This window comes from Massilia sp. IC2-278 (assembly GCF_020708045.1).
Taxonomy (GTDB): Bacteria; Pseudomonadota; Gammaproteobacteria; order Burkholderiales; family Burkholderiaceae_D; genus Telluria.
Window position 1 is genome coordinate 1 of the sequence record NZ_JAJFES010000016.1, and the last position, 14640, is coordinate 14640.

The following is a 14640-nucleotide window of genomic DNA, read 5'->3' on the forward strand; positions in this document are numbered from 1 at the left end:
GCGCAAAGCCCGCCCTCCCCCGGCAACGTATATTTTTTCTTGCAGGAATTTGCATTTCTGCATGGAGGGCTTGCGTGCGACACCTTGCGCGGGTCCGCATCCCAATGCCGGACCCGACCCCATGCCCCATTTCCAGCGTTCCAGCCTGAGCCGCAAACTGACCGTGATGTCGCTGCTGTCGACCGGCAGCGCGCTGGTGTGCGTGTTCCTCGCCTTTGCCGTCGCCTCGGTGCTGAACGGGCGCAAGGACGAGGGCATGCAGCTCTCGTCCCTGGCCGGCGTGGTGACCACCAACAGCGCCGACGCCCTGGTCTTCAACGACCGCAGCCTGGCCGGCACCCTGCTCGCCGCCCTGGCGGCCAAGGAGGAAATCTCCGGCGCCGCCCTGTACGACCGCAAGGGCCGGCTGTTCGCGTCCTGGCAGTCGCCCCGTCACGCCAGCGCCAACGCCGCGCCGCAGCTGGACGCCTTTGACGAGGCGGCCCTGGCCGAAGCCAGCGGGCGCGGCAGCCGCATCTGGTCGCCGCGCATGCGCCTGTACCGCCCGGTGACCAAGGAAGGCGCCCAGGCCGGCGTGATCGTGATCGAGGCCGACCTGCTGCCGATGTGGCTGGACATCGCGAAAAGCGTGGGCGTGATCGGCGCGGCGACCTGCGTGTCGCTGCTGGTGTCGCTGGTGCTGGCGCGCCGCTTCACGCGCTCGATCGCCGACCCGGTGACGAAACTGATCCAGACCGCGCGCCAGGTGTCCGAGAGCCAGAACTACACCCTGCGCGTGGCGAATGGCCGCAACGACGAACTGGGCGCCCTGATCGACAGCTTCAACACCATGCTGGCCCAGATCGAGGGCCGCGGCACTGCGCTCACCAACCACCGCGACGAACTCGAACGCCAGGTCTCGGTGCGCACCGAGCAGCTGGAGCGCGCCAAGAACGCCGCCGAGGCGGCCAGCCGCGCGAAGAGCGCCTTCCTGGCCACCATGAGCCACGAGATCCGCACCCCGATGAACGGCGTGCTCGGCATGGCCGAGATGCTGCTCGGGACCGAGCTCACCGACAACCAGCGCAACTACACGCGCCTGGTCAAGCGCTCGGGCGAGCACCTGCTGGTGATCATCAACGACATCCTCGACTTCTCGAAAATCGAAGCCGGCAAGCTGACCATCGAGTACATCAACTTCAACCTCTGGGACCTGCTGGAAGACATCCACACCGTCTACACGCCCCAGGCCCAGGTCAAGGGCATCGCGCTCGACTTCGACATCGCCAACGACATCCCGGTGGCGATCTGCGGCGACCCGAACCGGCTGCGCCAGATCATGGCGAATTTGCTCGGCAACGCCATCAAGTTCACCGAGCAGGGGCGCATCCAGGCCAGGGTGCGCGTGGCCGGCGAAGACAGCCAGGCCGTGATGCTGCGCTTCGAGGTGCATGACACCGGCATCGGCATCTCGCGCGACGCCAGGAGCCGCATCTTCGAGGCCTTTTCCCAGGCCGACGATTCGACCACCCGCAAGTACGGCGGCACGGGCCTGGGCCTGGCGATCTCGAAGGAGCTGGTGGAGCTGATGGGCGGCGCCATCGGCGTCGAGCACGGCAAGCCGCAGGGATCGGTGTTCTGGTTCACGGTCGGCTTCGACAAGCGCCGCGTCGATCCGGATGCGCCGGGCGTCGCCACGCCGCGCGCTGCCACGCCGGGCGTCGCCACGCCGGGCGAACAGCACCACACCCTGGACGGCCTGCGCGTGCTGGTGGTCGACGAGGTGCACGACAGCCGCGTCGGCCTCGAACGCCACCTGGCCGCCTGGCAGGCCGACTGCGCCAGCGCCACCTGCGCCGCCGAGGCGCTCGACAAGCTCGATGGCGCCGCGCGCGCCGGCCAGCCTTTCGATGCGGCGGTGCTCGACATGGAACTGCAGCATTCGAGCGGCCTGCTGCTGGCCGCCACCATCAAGGCCAATCCGGTCACGCGGCCGACGCGCCTGGTCTTGCTCAGCCCCGAGCGCCTGGCGGCCGACCCGGTGCAGCGGCGCGAGGCGGGCGTGGCCTACCAGCTGATCCAGCCGGCGCGCGCCGCCGACCTGTTTGCCTGCCTGGCCACGCGCCCGCGCGGCGCCACCGCACCGGCGCCGCAATTCATGCCGCCGCCGGCCCTGCCCCAGCCGGGCGGCGTGACGCCGGTGCGCCGGGTGCTGCTGGCCGAGGACAACCCGGTGAACGTCGAGGTCGCGAAGGCGATGCTGGAAAGCCTGGGCCTGCAGGCGCAGGTGGCGCAGAACGGCATGGAAGCCTTGCAGGCGGTGCGCAAGGGCGGGGTCGAGGCGGTGCTGATGGATTGCCAGATGCCGGTGATGGACGGCTTTGCCGCCACCGCCGCGATCCGCCGCGCCGAGCGCGAATCCGGCGCTGCCCACAGTTCACCCCGCATTTTACCCCGCACCTTACCCATTATCGCGATTACCGCAAACGCCCTGCAGGGCGACCGCGAAGCCTGCCTTGCCGCCGGCATGGACGACTACCTGTCGAAGCCTTTCACCCAGCAGCAGCTGGCCGCCGTCATCGGGCGCTGGATCGCGCTGCCGCTGGCCGGCAGCGTGCACCACGCCGCGCATCACCCTGGTGCGCCTCCGACGCTGCCGCCGGAGGCGCGCGAAGCGATCCAGCGCGAGGCCATCAACGGCGCGGCGCTCGACAAAATCCGCGCGCTGAGCCGCGACGGCGGCGACGCTCTGGTGCAGAAAGTGATCAACGCCTACGTCGGCGACGTGCCCCAACACCTGCGTACGCTGCGCCAGGCGGTCGGCGGCCACGACGCCAATACCGTCAGGCGCATCGCCCACAGTCTGAAATCGGCCAGCGCGAACGTCGGCGCCGAGGCGCTGGCCGGCCTGTGCAAGGACCTCGAACAGCTCGGCCGCGCCGACACCGTCGAGGGCGCCGATGCGCTCCTCACCGACATGGAACACGCCTTCCAGGCGGTCCGGCATTCGCTCAATGCCATGCTAGAGAAGGAAACCTGAGATGCCAAGTTCTTCCCAACGCGGCGCCGTGCTGGTGGCCGACGACGATCCGGTGATGCGCATGCTGATGCTGGAAATGCTGGCCGGGGTCGGCCTGGATGCGATCGAGGCCGCCGACGGCGCCCAGGCGGTGCGGCTGGCGCACGAGCGCCGGCCCGACCTGATCCTGATGGACGTCGAGATGCCGCAGATGGACGGCTTTGCCGCCTGCCGCGCGATCCGCCGCGACGAGTCCGGCGGCGCCCAGGTGCCGATCGTGATGGTCACCGGCGGCGACGACATCGAGGCCGTCACCAGCGCCTACGAGGCCGGCGCCACCGACTTCGTCTCGAAGCCGATCAACTGGCCCATCCTCGGCCACCGCGTGCTGTACGTGCTGCGCGCCAGCGATGCGATTGCGCGCCTGCGCATCGCCGACGCCCAGAACCGCGCGGTGCTGGCGGCGATTCCGGACACTTTCTTCCGCATGAACCGCGACGGCTTTTACCTGGATTATGAACCCGGCCACGACAGGAGTGGCCAGGGCCGTACGCCGGGCGAGCGCGCCGGGCGCGCCGCCGACCGCCACGACGCCCCCTTCTCCAGCGAACGCTGCATCGGCCGCCACATCAGCGACATGCTGCCGCGCCCGATCGCCGCGCGCATGCTCGATCAGCTCGGCGAGGTGCTGCGCACCCAGGAAATCCGCTCGGTCGAATACGAGTTGATCCGCTTCGGCGCGGCCCAGCATTTCGAGGCGCGTCTGGTCGCCACCAGCCCCTCCGAGGTGCTGGGCCTGGTCCGCGACATCAGCGAGCGCAAGCGCAGCGAGGAGCAGATCCGGCGCCTGGCCTACTGCGACAGCCTGACCGGCATCCCGAACCGCCAGGCCTTCCTCGAAAACCTGGAACGCGAGCTGCAGCGCTCGAAGATCGGCAACAAGAAGTTCGCCGTGCTGTTCATGGACCTGGACGCCTTCAAACGCATCAACGACACGCTCGGCCACAACGTCGGCGACCACCTGCTGAAGATCGTCTCGGAGCGCCTGCGCGAAACCATCCGCCCGAGCGACCTGGTATCGCGCGGCGATGCGGGGCTGGATGGGACGACCGAGGACTCGGCCAGCAACCTGGCGCGCCTGGGCGGCGACGAATTCACCATCCTGATCCCGGACCTGGAGCGCGTGGAGCACGCGCTGAACGTGGCCCACCGCGTGAAGGAAGCGATGCGCCGCCCCTTCCTCATCGACGGCAACGAGATTTTTGTGACGGCCAGCATCGGCATCTCGCTGTTCCCGGAAGACGGCGACGACTGCAACTCGCTGCTGAAATTCGCCGACACCGCCATGTACCACGCAAAGAACTGCGGCAAGAACAACGCCAAGCTGTACAGCTCTTCGCTGACGATGCAGATCATGAGCCACGTGAAGCTCGAGGTCGGGCTGCGCAAGGCGCTGCAGAACGACGAACTGTATTTGCTGTACCAGCCCCAGCTCGACGTGCGTTCGCAGGAAGTCGTCGGCGTGGAAGCGCTGGTGCGCTGGCGCCACCCGGAGCGCGGCATCATCTCGCCGACCGAGTTCATTCCGCTCGCCGAGGAGACCGGCCTGATCGTGCCGATCGGCGAGTGGGTATTGCGCACCGCCTGCAACCAGGCGCGCGCCTGGCAGCGCCACGGCCGCCGCGCGCTGCGCATGGCGGTGAACCTCTCGGCCAAGCAGTTCAAGGACGAGAACCTGTCGCAGATCGTGCTCTCGGCCCTGCATGAGACCGGCCTCGATCCGAAGCTGCTGGAACTCGAGCTCACCGAGGGCACGCTGATGGACGACGCCCTCGCCACGCTGGCCACGCTCGAGCAGCTGCGCCGCATCGGCGTCTACCTGTCGATCGACGACTTCGGCACCGGCTACTCGTCGATGAACTACCTGAAGCGCTTCGACGTGCGTGCGCTGAAGATCGACCGCAGCTTCATCAACGGCCTGCCGCAGGACTCGGAAAACGCGGCGATCACGCGCGCCATCATCGCCATGGCCCATGGCCTGAAGATGGCGGTGGTGGCCGAAGGCGTGGAGACCGACGAACAGCTGGTACTGCTCGAAGAGTATGGCTGCGATGTGGTGCAGGGCTACTTCCTGGGCCATCCGTCGACGGCCGAGAGCATCACCCACATGCTGGGCCCGGTGCGCCTGGTGCTGCCCTCGGGCTGAACCGGCGCCCATGCCTGCCGCAGACCCTCGCCACGGCGAGGTTTTTTTCTGTCCGGCGGCAGGGTGGATCGGCTATGCTGTCAATACGACATCCACTACCCACGCCGCCCATGCCTGCCATCCGCTCCCTTTGCGCCGCACTCCTTGGTCTTGCCGCCTGCGCCGGCGCCAGCGGGGCCGCAGCCGAAAACACAAACGGAAGCGCGGTGCACCTGGTCCACGGCACCCCGGCCGGCCACGCCTATACCAATCACTACGAGAACATTGATCCCGTGGCCGACTATCCGGCCGGCGCCTATCTCGGCCTGCGCTGCGCGCCGGACTGCGAACTGGTCGAGGACCAGCTGCGCGTGCTGCGCCAGACCATCGACACCACCGACGGCCCGGCCCCGGGCCTGCTGCTCAAGAGCGCCGGACGCTCGCTGTTCCTGGTGCGCGGCATCCCCGGCCTGAAGAAGGGCCCGGTACGCACCTGGTACGTCAACAAGCGTTTCCGCTTCCCCGACGACGAGCGCGGCCCCGACCGCCCGTGGACCGCGAGCCAGACGCGCAGCTTCGATATCGACGGCATGCCGCTGTCCATGACCGGCGCCTTTTCGGCTGCGAAAGACCCGGAATGCGAACCGGTGGCGCAGTGCCCGGACGTGCTGCGCGTCGCCTGGGAATACCGGCTCGGCGACGTCAAGCGCACACTGGCGGTGGTGACGACGAACGCGCCAGAACTGGGCATGCCGCTGCCGATCGAGGACTTCGTGGTCTGGATCGGCGACCTCGATGGCGACGGCAAGCCGGACCTGGTGGTACGGCCACAGGACCGCAGCGACTACCTCGAGATGCAGCTGTTCCTGTCGAGCCAACTGGCGGCCGGCCAGCCCTGGCGGCCGGCGGCAAGGTTTTATTTCTGGGATCCGATGCGTTACGGTTGCTGACGCACCGGCAGCACACCTTAGGGCTGCAAGACCAGCGTATGCCGCGCCACGCCCGGCAGCAGCGGCAGCGGCGTGCCCTTCACCCACTCCGCGTGCCCGCGCCGGAACCAGGGCGACAGCGGATGCCCGCTCTGCCCGCCCGGCATGTTGTACAGCCCTTCTTCCTCGCGCCCCGGCGACACCGTCATGCGCTCGGACTGGCCGAACTTCGGCCCGGCCACGCGCGGCATGTGGGCGTCGCCCGGCAGCTGGTCGGGCGGCATGCCGAGCCAGCCGGCCAGGCTCGGGACGGCCAGCGCGATCGGGTGCGTGATCGTGGCCGTGTTGCGCTGGCCCCAGGTGGCCTGCGCCAGCGCCATGCCTTCCTTGTCGAAGTCCGCGATGACGCGGTCGACCGCAGCCAGCTGCAGGTCGCGCCAGGTTTTCTGGCCCGGCGGCAGCCAGCCGGCCGGCTGGGTGTCGAGCAGGCGCACCAGCACGGCCGGCCAGCGCGGATTGGCGCTGCCCATGCTCGCCTTCGGGTCGAGCCGCGCCAATTCTTCGTTGACGCCGGCGAACAGGATGTCGTGCAGCGCCCACATGGTGTTGCGCGCCAATCGGTAGCCGACCGAATCGACGTCGGCGCGGCCGTTCCAGCTGGTTTCCAGCAGGCGCCGGAACTCGGCGCGGCGCGGCTGGCCGGCGGTGGCGGCCGGGTCCAGCACGGCCAGGACGCGCTCGCGCCACAGGGCGATGAAGCGCGCGCGGTCGTCGAGCGCGGCCTGGAAGGCATGCGCGACGTCGGTGCGCGGGCCGAGGCGGTGCACGCGGTCGGCCAGCTGGGCATTGCGCTGGCCGAGGTCGAAGCCGCCGTCGCCCAGCAGCGCGGCGCCCGGCCCCGCCAACTGGCGGCTGTTGGCGGTGGTGATCTGGCCGTCGAGGGGATTGACCACGCGCGGATAATCCTGCGGCGCCAGCAGGCCCTGCCAGCCCGGGGCAGCGGCGCCGGCGGCCAGCGGGAAGCTGTGTTCCGCGCCCGGATGCGCGCGGCGCGGCAGCATGCCGGCGATGGTCCAGCCGATGTTGCCGGCGCGGTCGCCGCCGACGAAGTTCTGGGCCGGGATGCCGTCGGTGTTGGCGATGGCCAGCGCCGCGTCTAGCGTCTCCGCCGTTTCCAGCTTCAGGTGGTTCAGGTTGACCGCCTGCGGCTGGTGCGCCACCCAGTGCACCGCGTACTGCCTGCCGCCCGCCGCGCGCAGCGGTCCGAGCGAGGTTTCGCGCACCGCCAGGCGCTCGCCCGACGCGCCTTTCACGGCGATGGTCTCGACCCGTTCGATCACGCGCTCCCAGCCCGCCGGCGTGCGCACTTCATGCGGGCGCGCGGCGTCGACGCCGACTTCGACCAGGTCGACGGTGTCGGCATAGCTGTTGGTGAAGCCCCAGGCCACGTGGCCGTTGCTGCCGGCGATGACCAGGGGCGGCGCGCCCGGCAGGGTGACGCCGGCCAGGCGCCGCTGCACGCCCTGCTCGTCCTGGTACAGCAACGCCAGCCGGTACCAGATGTTCGGCAGCTGCAGGCCCAGGTGCATGTCGTCGGCGACGATCGCCGCGCCGCTGCTGCTGCGGCTGCCGGCAATCGCGTAGTTGTTGCTGCCGACCGCGTCGACAAAGGCGTTCGAGGCCAGCGCCAGCTGCGCCGGCGCCTGCGGCCTGCGTCCCCACCACGCCGGAGGCGCCGGCGGCAGCGGCGCTTCAGGCGGCGCGGCGTGCAGGGCGCCGTCGAGCGGGGCATCCCAGCGCGAGGCCTCCGGCAGCAGGAAGGCCAACTGGGACGCGTCGCTGTGCTCGCGCAGCCAGCCGCGCGCCAGTTCGCGTCCTTCCTGGCTGCCCTGCAGGTCGATGTACATGGCCCACACGGCGAGCAGCGAATCCTCGGCGCGCCAGGCTTGCGGCGCGGCGCCTGCCAGCAGGTATTCGAAGGGACGCGCCTTCAGGGCGCCCAGGCCGTCGTTGACGCCGGCCACGTAGCGGTCGACAAAGGCGCGCTCCTGCGGCGCCAGCAGGGCCAGCGACTGCTGGGCGCGGGCGCGGAAGCGGTGCAGGCGGCGCGCGCGGTCGAGCGGCAGCGCGCGTGGGCCAAACAGTTCGGCCAGTTCGCCGGCAGCGGTGCGGCGCAGCAGGTCCATCTGGAAGTAGCGCTCCTGGGCATGCACGAAACCGGTGGCATAGGCCAGATCGAGCCGGTCACGGCCTCGGATCAGGGGCACGCCCATGTCGTCGCGCTCGATGCTGACCGCTGCCCGCAGGCCGGGTGCGGTGCGTGCGCCGTCGAGCTGGGCCAGGCTGGCGCGCAGGAACAGCCAGGCGCCGAGGGCGCCGAGCAGCAGGAGCATGAGCAGGCAGGCAGCGATCCACCCGGTCCAGACTGTCCAGCGTCGCTTGGCCATGCGCTCCCCTATTGTTGCCATCTGTTAAACTCCGCATCTTGCCAGAAAAACCATCCTTGAGAAAGGCTTACATGGGCTTATATAAGAGTACCCAGCGATAAGCAGGCTCGTGGGCGAGCGCGATTGGCCGTGATCGAGCAATCGGGATGCGATTGCGCTAAGCTCGAAACAGGTCTGGATTCGGGACAAACCAACAACGAGGAGTTAATCATGCGTACCCTCATCGCACTATCCGCAGTGCTGGCGCTGAGCGCCTGCGCTACCCCGCAAGAAAAGGCCGCACGCAAACAGGCCGAAATGGCCGAACTCATGCAGGTTTACGGGCCAGCCTGCGACCGCCTCGGCTATGCCCAGCAGTCGGATCAATGGCGTAACTGCATTCTCAGCCTGAGCACGCGCGACGAAGTCCAGCGCGCCGGCAACTACGGGCCGTATGGCGGCTGGGGCCCGGGCTGGCGCGGCGGGTTCTGGGGCCGCGGCTGGTAAACATCGGCGCAGCCGGCCTTGGTTACCGCATGGCGGGTAGCCACCATTTGTTCGACCAGGCGCCTGGCATGCGCGAGCAGGCGCGGATGGCGCACGTCCGGCGGATGCAAGCTCAGGCGCACCAGCGGCGCGCCGGCCTGCCAGCGCGCGGCCAGCCCGGCCGCCAGCGGCGACAGGAAGCGTCCGCTGCGGTTGCGGGCCGCATACACCAGCGACGGCGCGAACAGCGCCGGGCCGAAGGGCGTCTGTGACAGCCGCGCGGCCGGCCCTGCACCGGCGCTAGTGCGTTCGTTGGCACTGCCTGTTTCGGCTATCGCGGCCGCTGCGGCGTCTCCCTTGCCGCCCAGCAGGTGGAAGTGCGTGAAGGTCGTCGTGTAGGCGAACGGAAAATCGTTCAGGGCTTCCCAGGCCCCCTCTCCCATCAGCCAGGCCGGCGGCACGAAGCCGCTTGCCGTCCAGCCGCGTTCGCGGAACCAATCGAGTCCCAGTGCGAGCCGGCGCCGCGCCTCGGCGGCGGACAAGGCGGCGAACTCGCCTTCGCGCTGGGTATACACCCCGCGCAAGAAACGCTGGCGCAGGCTAGTGGCCCGCGCTTCGGTATCCAGGTGGGTCAGGCCGTGCAGCACCAGTTCGTCGCCACGCGCCAGCGCCGCATCGAGCCCGGCGCGCATGGCCGCATCGTCGCCGGGACGGTCGTGATAACGCGGCACCACCAGCCAGCTCAAAGGAATGTCGGCCACTTCGCGCAGGGCGGCGGCCAGGCGTGCGCAATCGTCCCAGGTGGCGGGAGCGACGTCGTGGATCGAGACGCACAGCAAGGGCGGCGGCGACACGGCGGCCTGGCGCTGGACTTGCATCTCGGCCTGCACCTCGGCCTGCGCCTGGGTTCGGGACGGTGAAGGCCTGGCCACCGCGTCAGTCCGACACACAGATTTGCCCGGCATCCGGCTCGCCGCGTTCGCGTTGCCCGAGCACGGCCTGGTAGCGCCGCATCACCTGGGGCAGGATCTGGTCCCAGTCATAGTATTCGGCCGCCTTGCGGCGCGCGTTGGCGCCCAGCTGCGCCAGGTCGCGCGCATAGATGGCCTCGATGGCGGCGGCCAGGCTGTCGACGCTGTTCGGCGCCGCCAGCACGCCGGTGCGTTCGTCGACCAGTTCCGCCACCCCGCCGCCGGTGGTGGCCACCACCGGCAAGCCGCAGGCCATGGCTTCGAGCACGATCAGGCCGAAGGTTTCGCAATCGCCCGGATGGACCAGCACGTCGCAGCTGGCCAGCAGCCGCGCCAGCTGGCGCTGGTTGCGCTTGAACGGAATATAGGTGATTTGCGGATAGCGCGGCAGGTCGGCGCCGCCGCCGATCAGCACCAGGTGATAGGGCCGCCCCAGCTTGCGCACCGCCTCTATCAGCAGGGGCAATTTCTTTTCCAGCGTGAAGCGCCCGGCATACACCAGCAGGCGCGCATTCTCCGGCAAATGCAGGTGGTCGCGCAGGGTTTCGACCCGGCGCGCCGGGTGGAACACGGCGCTGTCGATGCCGAGCGGCTGGTGGCGCGCGCCGGGCACGCCGATGTCCTGCAATTGCTCGACCATCACGCGGCTGGGCGCCAGCACCAGGTCGAACTGGCGGTACAGGTGGGCCAGGTATTTGCAGGCGACACCCTCGGCGGCCTGGCCAAAGCGCGGACGCACCAAGCGCGGCAGGTCGGAATGGTAAAAGGCGATGGCCGGCACGCCGAGGCGGCGGCGCAGGCGCAGGGCGGCCCAGGCGCTGTGGCCGGCGTCGCCGACCTCGATCAGGTCGGGCCGGGCCTGGTGCAGCAGGCGCATCGGGGCGCGCACCGAGGTCGGCATGCGAAAGCCGTTGATGCCGGGCAGCGCCATGGCCGGCACGCGCACCAGGGCCGGGGCGGCGCCGCCGCTGTCGACGTTCGGACTGAGGATGGTGTGGCGAAAACGGCTCTGGCGCGCCAGCCAGCGCGCCTTGGCATTCAGGTAGGTGCTCACGCCGTTGCCTTCGGCGGCGTAGAACATCGTGATGTCGACAAGGTGCATAAACGCGGTCCGCATAAAGTGAGCCCACGATAGCAGCGGAGTGTCGACATCGATTGCGCGCACGCAAACGGGACGAGCACCGCTGCGGGGCTACTGGATGAGACCGATTATGCGGTACGGCGGTCCAGCATGGCGCGCGCGATGGTGCCGGCGTCCACATACTCGAGTTCGCCGCCCACGGGCACGCCACGCGCCAGGCGGCTGACCTTCAGCCCGCGCGCCTTGAGCATCTCGCTGATGTAATGGGCGGTGGCTTCGCCCTCGTTGGTGAAGTTGGTGGCAAGCACCACCTCCCCCACCACGCCGTCGGCCGCGCGGCCGACAAGCTTTTCCAGGTGCAGGTCTTTCGGACCGATGCCGTCCAGCGGCGACAGCCTTCCCATCAGCACGAAGTACAGGCCCTTCCAGGTCAGGGTCTGCTCGATCATCATCTGGTCGGCCGGGGTCTCGACCACGCACAGCAGCGTGTGGTCGCGCTCCGGGTCGGCACACATCTCGCAGATCTCGGTGTCGGCGAAGGTATTGCACATGGCGCAGTGGTGCACCGTGTCGACGGCCTGGTAGAGCGCGCGCGACAGCATGGCGGCGCCCTCGCGGTCGTGCTGCAGCAGGTGGAAGGCCATGCGCTGGGCCGATTTCGGCCCGATGCCGGGCAGGCGGCGCAGCGCCTCGGTCAGGAAGTCGAGCGACTTGGACATGCGGGCGCTAGCGCTTTCGCTCTCAGAAAGGCATCTTGAAGCCGGGCGGCAGGCCAGGCATGCCGGCGGTCAGGCCGCTCATCTTTTCGGCGGCGGTGGCTTCGGCCTTGCGCACGGCGTCGTTGAAGGCGGCGGCAACCAGGTCTTCCAGCATGTCCTTGTCGTCGGCCAGCAGCGACGGGTCGATCTGGACGCGCTTGACGTCGTTCTTGCAGGTCATGGTGACCTTCACCAGGCCGGCGCCGGACTGGCCCTCGACCTCGATCTGGGCCAGCTGCTCCTGCGCCTTCTTCATGTTGTCCTGCATGGCTTGCGCCTGTTTCATCAAGCCTGCGAGCTGGTTCTTCATCATGATGCGGTTCTCCAATAAGTCGGATGGTGAGAAATAAAGTTCAGGTCAGGCCAGCGGCGGCTTGACCGAGCCGGGCACGACGAACGCATTGAAGGTGCGCTCCATGTCCTGCACGAAGGCGTCGCCGGCCACCACGGCTTCGGCCTGGCGCTGGCGCTCTTCGCGCGCGGCCTTGGCTTCGGCGCTGGCGGTGTACCAGGTCGGACCGAGTTCGGTTTCCAGGTTGACGCGCACGGACGGGAAACGTTCCTGCAATGCCGCCTGCAGTTTTTCGCTGTTGCCGCTGGCGCGCAGGGTGTCGACCGGCACGCGCAGGTAGAAGGTGGCGGAGCCGGCGTCGGCATGGCACTTGACCAGTTCGGTCTGCAGCGCCAGCTGCTGCGACACGCCGCGCAGCGCCAGGCCCGCGGCCAGGGCCGGCCAGTTGCCGTCCCAATCGATGGCCGGCACCGGGGTGACGACATAGGCATGCGGCGGCGCGGCCGGTGCGCGCACTGCCGGAGCCGGCGCCACCACGGCCGGCGCTTCGGAGGCGACCGCGGTATCGTCGGAGAATTCGGTGACCCAGGACGGCGGGCCGTCGTCCTCGCCCGCATCCTGGTAGCCGGCGCGCGCCTGCGGCTGCTGGCGTATGCCGGCCTGGGCCTGGGCGCCTGCCTGCGGGCTATCCCAGGGCGGCGATGCCGCGCTCGGACGGGCGCCAGGCGCGGCCATGGCGGCCGATGGACCCGGCGGCGCAGAAGACGGCGCAGAGGAAGGCGCGAACGGCGGCGCAGATGGTGACGCAGGTGGTGACGCCATGCGGCCAGCCGGCGCGCCCGGCGGCATGCCTGCCGGGGCAACATTGATCGGACGTCCAGGCGGCGCGGTCGGCGCCGGGGCCTGCGGTGCGGTCGGGGCCTGCGGCGTGGCCGGGGCGGCATCGGCGCCCGGACGTTTTGGCGGCGTGCGGATGCCGGAGGCGGCGCGCGCCGCTTCCAGCGCGGCGTTGATGGCGGCGCGGGCGGAATTCATGGCCGGGGCCGGGTTTGCCGGAGCGGCCGGGGCAGCCGAGGCAGCCGGTGCGGCCGAGGTAGCCGGTGCGGCGGCGGGCGGCGCCATGTTCGGACGCGCCGCCGCGCCAGGCATCCCGGCGGACGGCGCAGCCGCAGCGGCGGCGGCAGCACGCCCCGCCGGCGCCGCCATGCGCGGCGCGGCTGCCGACGCGGCCGGCGCGGCCAGGCGCTCGGCCCCGCCCTGCCCCGGACGGAAGGCCAGCATGCGCAGCAGGGTCATGGTGAAGCCCGCATACTCGTCCGGCGCCAGGCCGATCTCGTTACGGCCGTGTACGGCAATCTGATAGTACAGCTGCACTTCCTGCGGATCGAAGGCCTCGGCCAGGCGCAGGATGTCGGCCAGTTCCGGCAAGTCCTGCGGCACGGCGGCCGGCACCGATTGCGCCAGCGCGATCCGGTGCAGCAGCGTGCCCAGGTCCTGCAGGGCGCCGTTGTACGACAGGCTGCGGCTGGCCATCTCGTCGGCCACGGCCAGCAGGTCGGCGCCGTTCTCGAGCGCCAGCGCATCGAGCAGGCGCACCAGGTAGGATTGGTCGAGGGCGCCGAGCATGCCCTGCACCGCGTCCAGCGTCACCGCACCGGCGGCGTAGGCGATCGCCTGGTCGGTCAGCGACAGCGCGTCGCGCATCGAGCCGTGCGCGCCTTGCGCCAGCAGGCGCAGGGCCGGCTGCTCGAAGCTCACGCCTTCCTGGCCCAGGATGTTCTCGAGGTGGCCGACGATGTGGCCCGGCGGCATCTGCTTCAGGTTGAACTGCAGGCAGCGCGACAGCACCGTGACCGGGATCTTCTGCGGGTCGGTGGTGGCGAGGATGAACTTGACGTGCTCGGGCGGTTCCTCGAGCGTTTTCAGCATCGAATTGAACGCGTGGTTGGTCAGCATGTGCACTTCGTCGATCATGTAGACCTTGAAGCGCGCATTGCTCGGCGCGTAGACCGCCTGTTCCAGCAGCTGGGCCATTTCGTCGACGCCGCGGTTCGAGGCGGCGTCCATCTCTATATAGTCGACAAAGCGGCCGGCGTCGATGGCGCGGCAGGCTTCGCACGCGCCGCAAGGGCTGGCCGTGATCCCGCCCTGCCCGTCGGGGCCGGTGCAGTTGAGCGACTTGGCGAGAATACGCGACAGCGTGGTCTTGCCGACGCCGCGGGTACCCGTGAACAGGTAGGCATGGTGCAGGCGGCCCGTGTGCAGCGCATGCGTGAGCGCGCGCACCACGTGCTCCTGGCCGACCAGCGTTTCGAAGTTCTTGGGACGGTATTTGCGGGCGAGGACTTGATAGGACATGCCGCGATTTTACCGCAGTTGAGGCTTGCCGCGAACATTACCGGCTGAGGTAAAGCGCGTTCAGGCTGCCAGAAGTACAACAATTGTTTTAGCTATAGAACAATTGTTCAGCGAACGAGCAGGCTGGCGCGAACGGATGGAGACAACAAGGGTGGA

10 protein-coding genes are annotated in these 14640 nt (G+C 69.4%); 4 read left to right on the forward strand and 6 right to left on the reverse strand.

Going from position 1 to position 14640, the window contains the following annotated elements:
- Positions 1-121 precede the first annotated feature (121 nt).
- From LK540_RS21330 to LK540_RS21340, 3 genes are all read left to right on the forward strand, one after another.
- The gene (locus tag LK540_RS21330) at positions 122-3019 is read left to right on the forward strand and encodes a response regulator (protein ID WP_229439337.1); all 2898 of its coding nucleotides are present in this window, start codon (positions 122-124) and stop codon (positions 3017-3019) included.
- Between the two features lies 1 nt (position 3020).
- Positions 3021-5204, forward strand: coding sequence for a bifunctional diguanylate cyclase/phosphodiesterase (locus LK540_RS21335; protein ID WP_229439338.1), 2184 nt, complete (start codon positions 3021-3023; stop codon positions 5202-5204).
- A 206-nt stretch (positions 5205-5410) separates the two neighbouring features.
- The gene (locus tag LK540_RS21340) at positions 5411-6133 is read left to right on the forward strand and encodes a hypothetical protein (protein WP_229439339.1); all 723 of its coding nucleotides are present in this window, start codon (positions 5411-5413) and stop codon (positions 6131-6133) included.
- 17 nt (positions 6134-6150) lie between these two features.
- Here LK540_RS21340 and LK540_RS21345 read toward each other — a convergent pair whose 3' ends face one another.
- The gene (locus LK540_RS21345) at positions 6151-8559 is read right to left on the reverse strand and encodes a penicillin acylase family protein (RefSeq protein ID WP_229439340.1); all 2409 of its coding nucleotides are present in this window, start codon (positions 8557-8559) and stop codon (positions 6151-6153) included.
- Between the two features lie 210 nt (positions 8560-8769).
- On the opposite strand from LK540_RS21345, the gene LK540_RS21350 reads away from it, so the two are divergent.
- Entirely contained in the window at positions 8770-9045 is a 276-nt protein-coding gene (locus LK540_RS21350) for a hypothetical protein (protein WP_229439341.1), read from the forward strand.
- On the opposite strand, the gene LK540_RS21355 is transcribed toward LK540_RS21350, so the two are convergent.
- The 5 genes from LK540_RS21355 to LK540_RS21375 form a co-directional block, all read right to left on the reverse strand.
- The gene (locus tag LK540_RS21355) at positions 8982-9956 is read right to left on the reverse strand and encodes a polysaccharide deacetylase family protein (RefSeq protein ID WP_229439342.1); all 975 of its coding nucleotides are present in this window, start codon (positions 9954-9956) and stop codon (positions 8982-8984) included. The genes LK540_RS21350 and LK540_RS21355 overlap by 64 nt on opposite strands.
- 4 nt (positions 9957-9960) lie before the next feature.
- The gene (locus LK540_RS21360) at positions 9961-11097 is read right to left on the reverse strand and encodes a glycosyltransferase family 1 protein (protein ID WP_229439343.1); all 1137 of its coding nucleotides are present in this window, start codon (positions 11095-11097) and stop codon (positions 9961-9963) included.
- Between the two features lie 107 nt (positions 11098-11204).
- Positions 11205-11795, reverse strand: a complete 591-nt coding sequence (gene recR, locus LK540_RS21365) for a recombination mediator RecR (protein ID WP_229439344.1) — start codon at positions 11793-11795, stop codon at positions 11205-11207.
- Positions 11796-11817: 22 nt separating this feature from the next.
- A complete protein-coding gene (locus LK540_RS21370; protein ID WP_229439345.1) occupies positions 11818-12147 on the reverse strand; it encodes a YbaB/EbfC family nucleoid-associated protein in 330 nt (109 codons plus the stop codon).
- 45 nt (positions 12148-12192) lie between these two features.
- Complete coding sequence (locus LK540_RS21375) at positions 12193-14484, reverse strand: DNA polymerase III subunit gamma/tau (RefSeq protein WP_229439346.1); 2292 nt, start codon at positions 14482-14484, stop codon at positions 12193-12195.
- Positions 14485-14640: the final 156 nt, after the last annotated feature.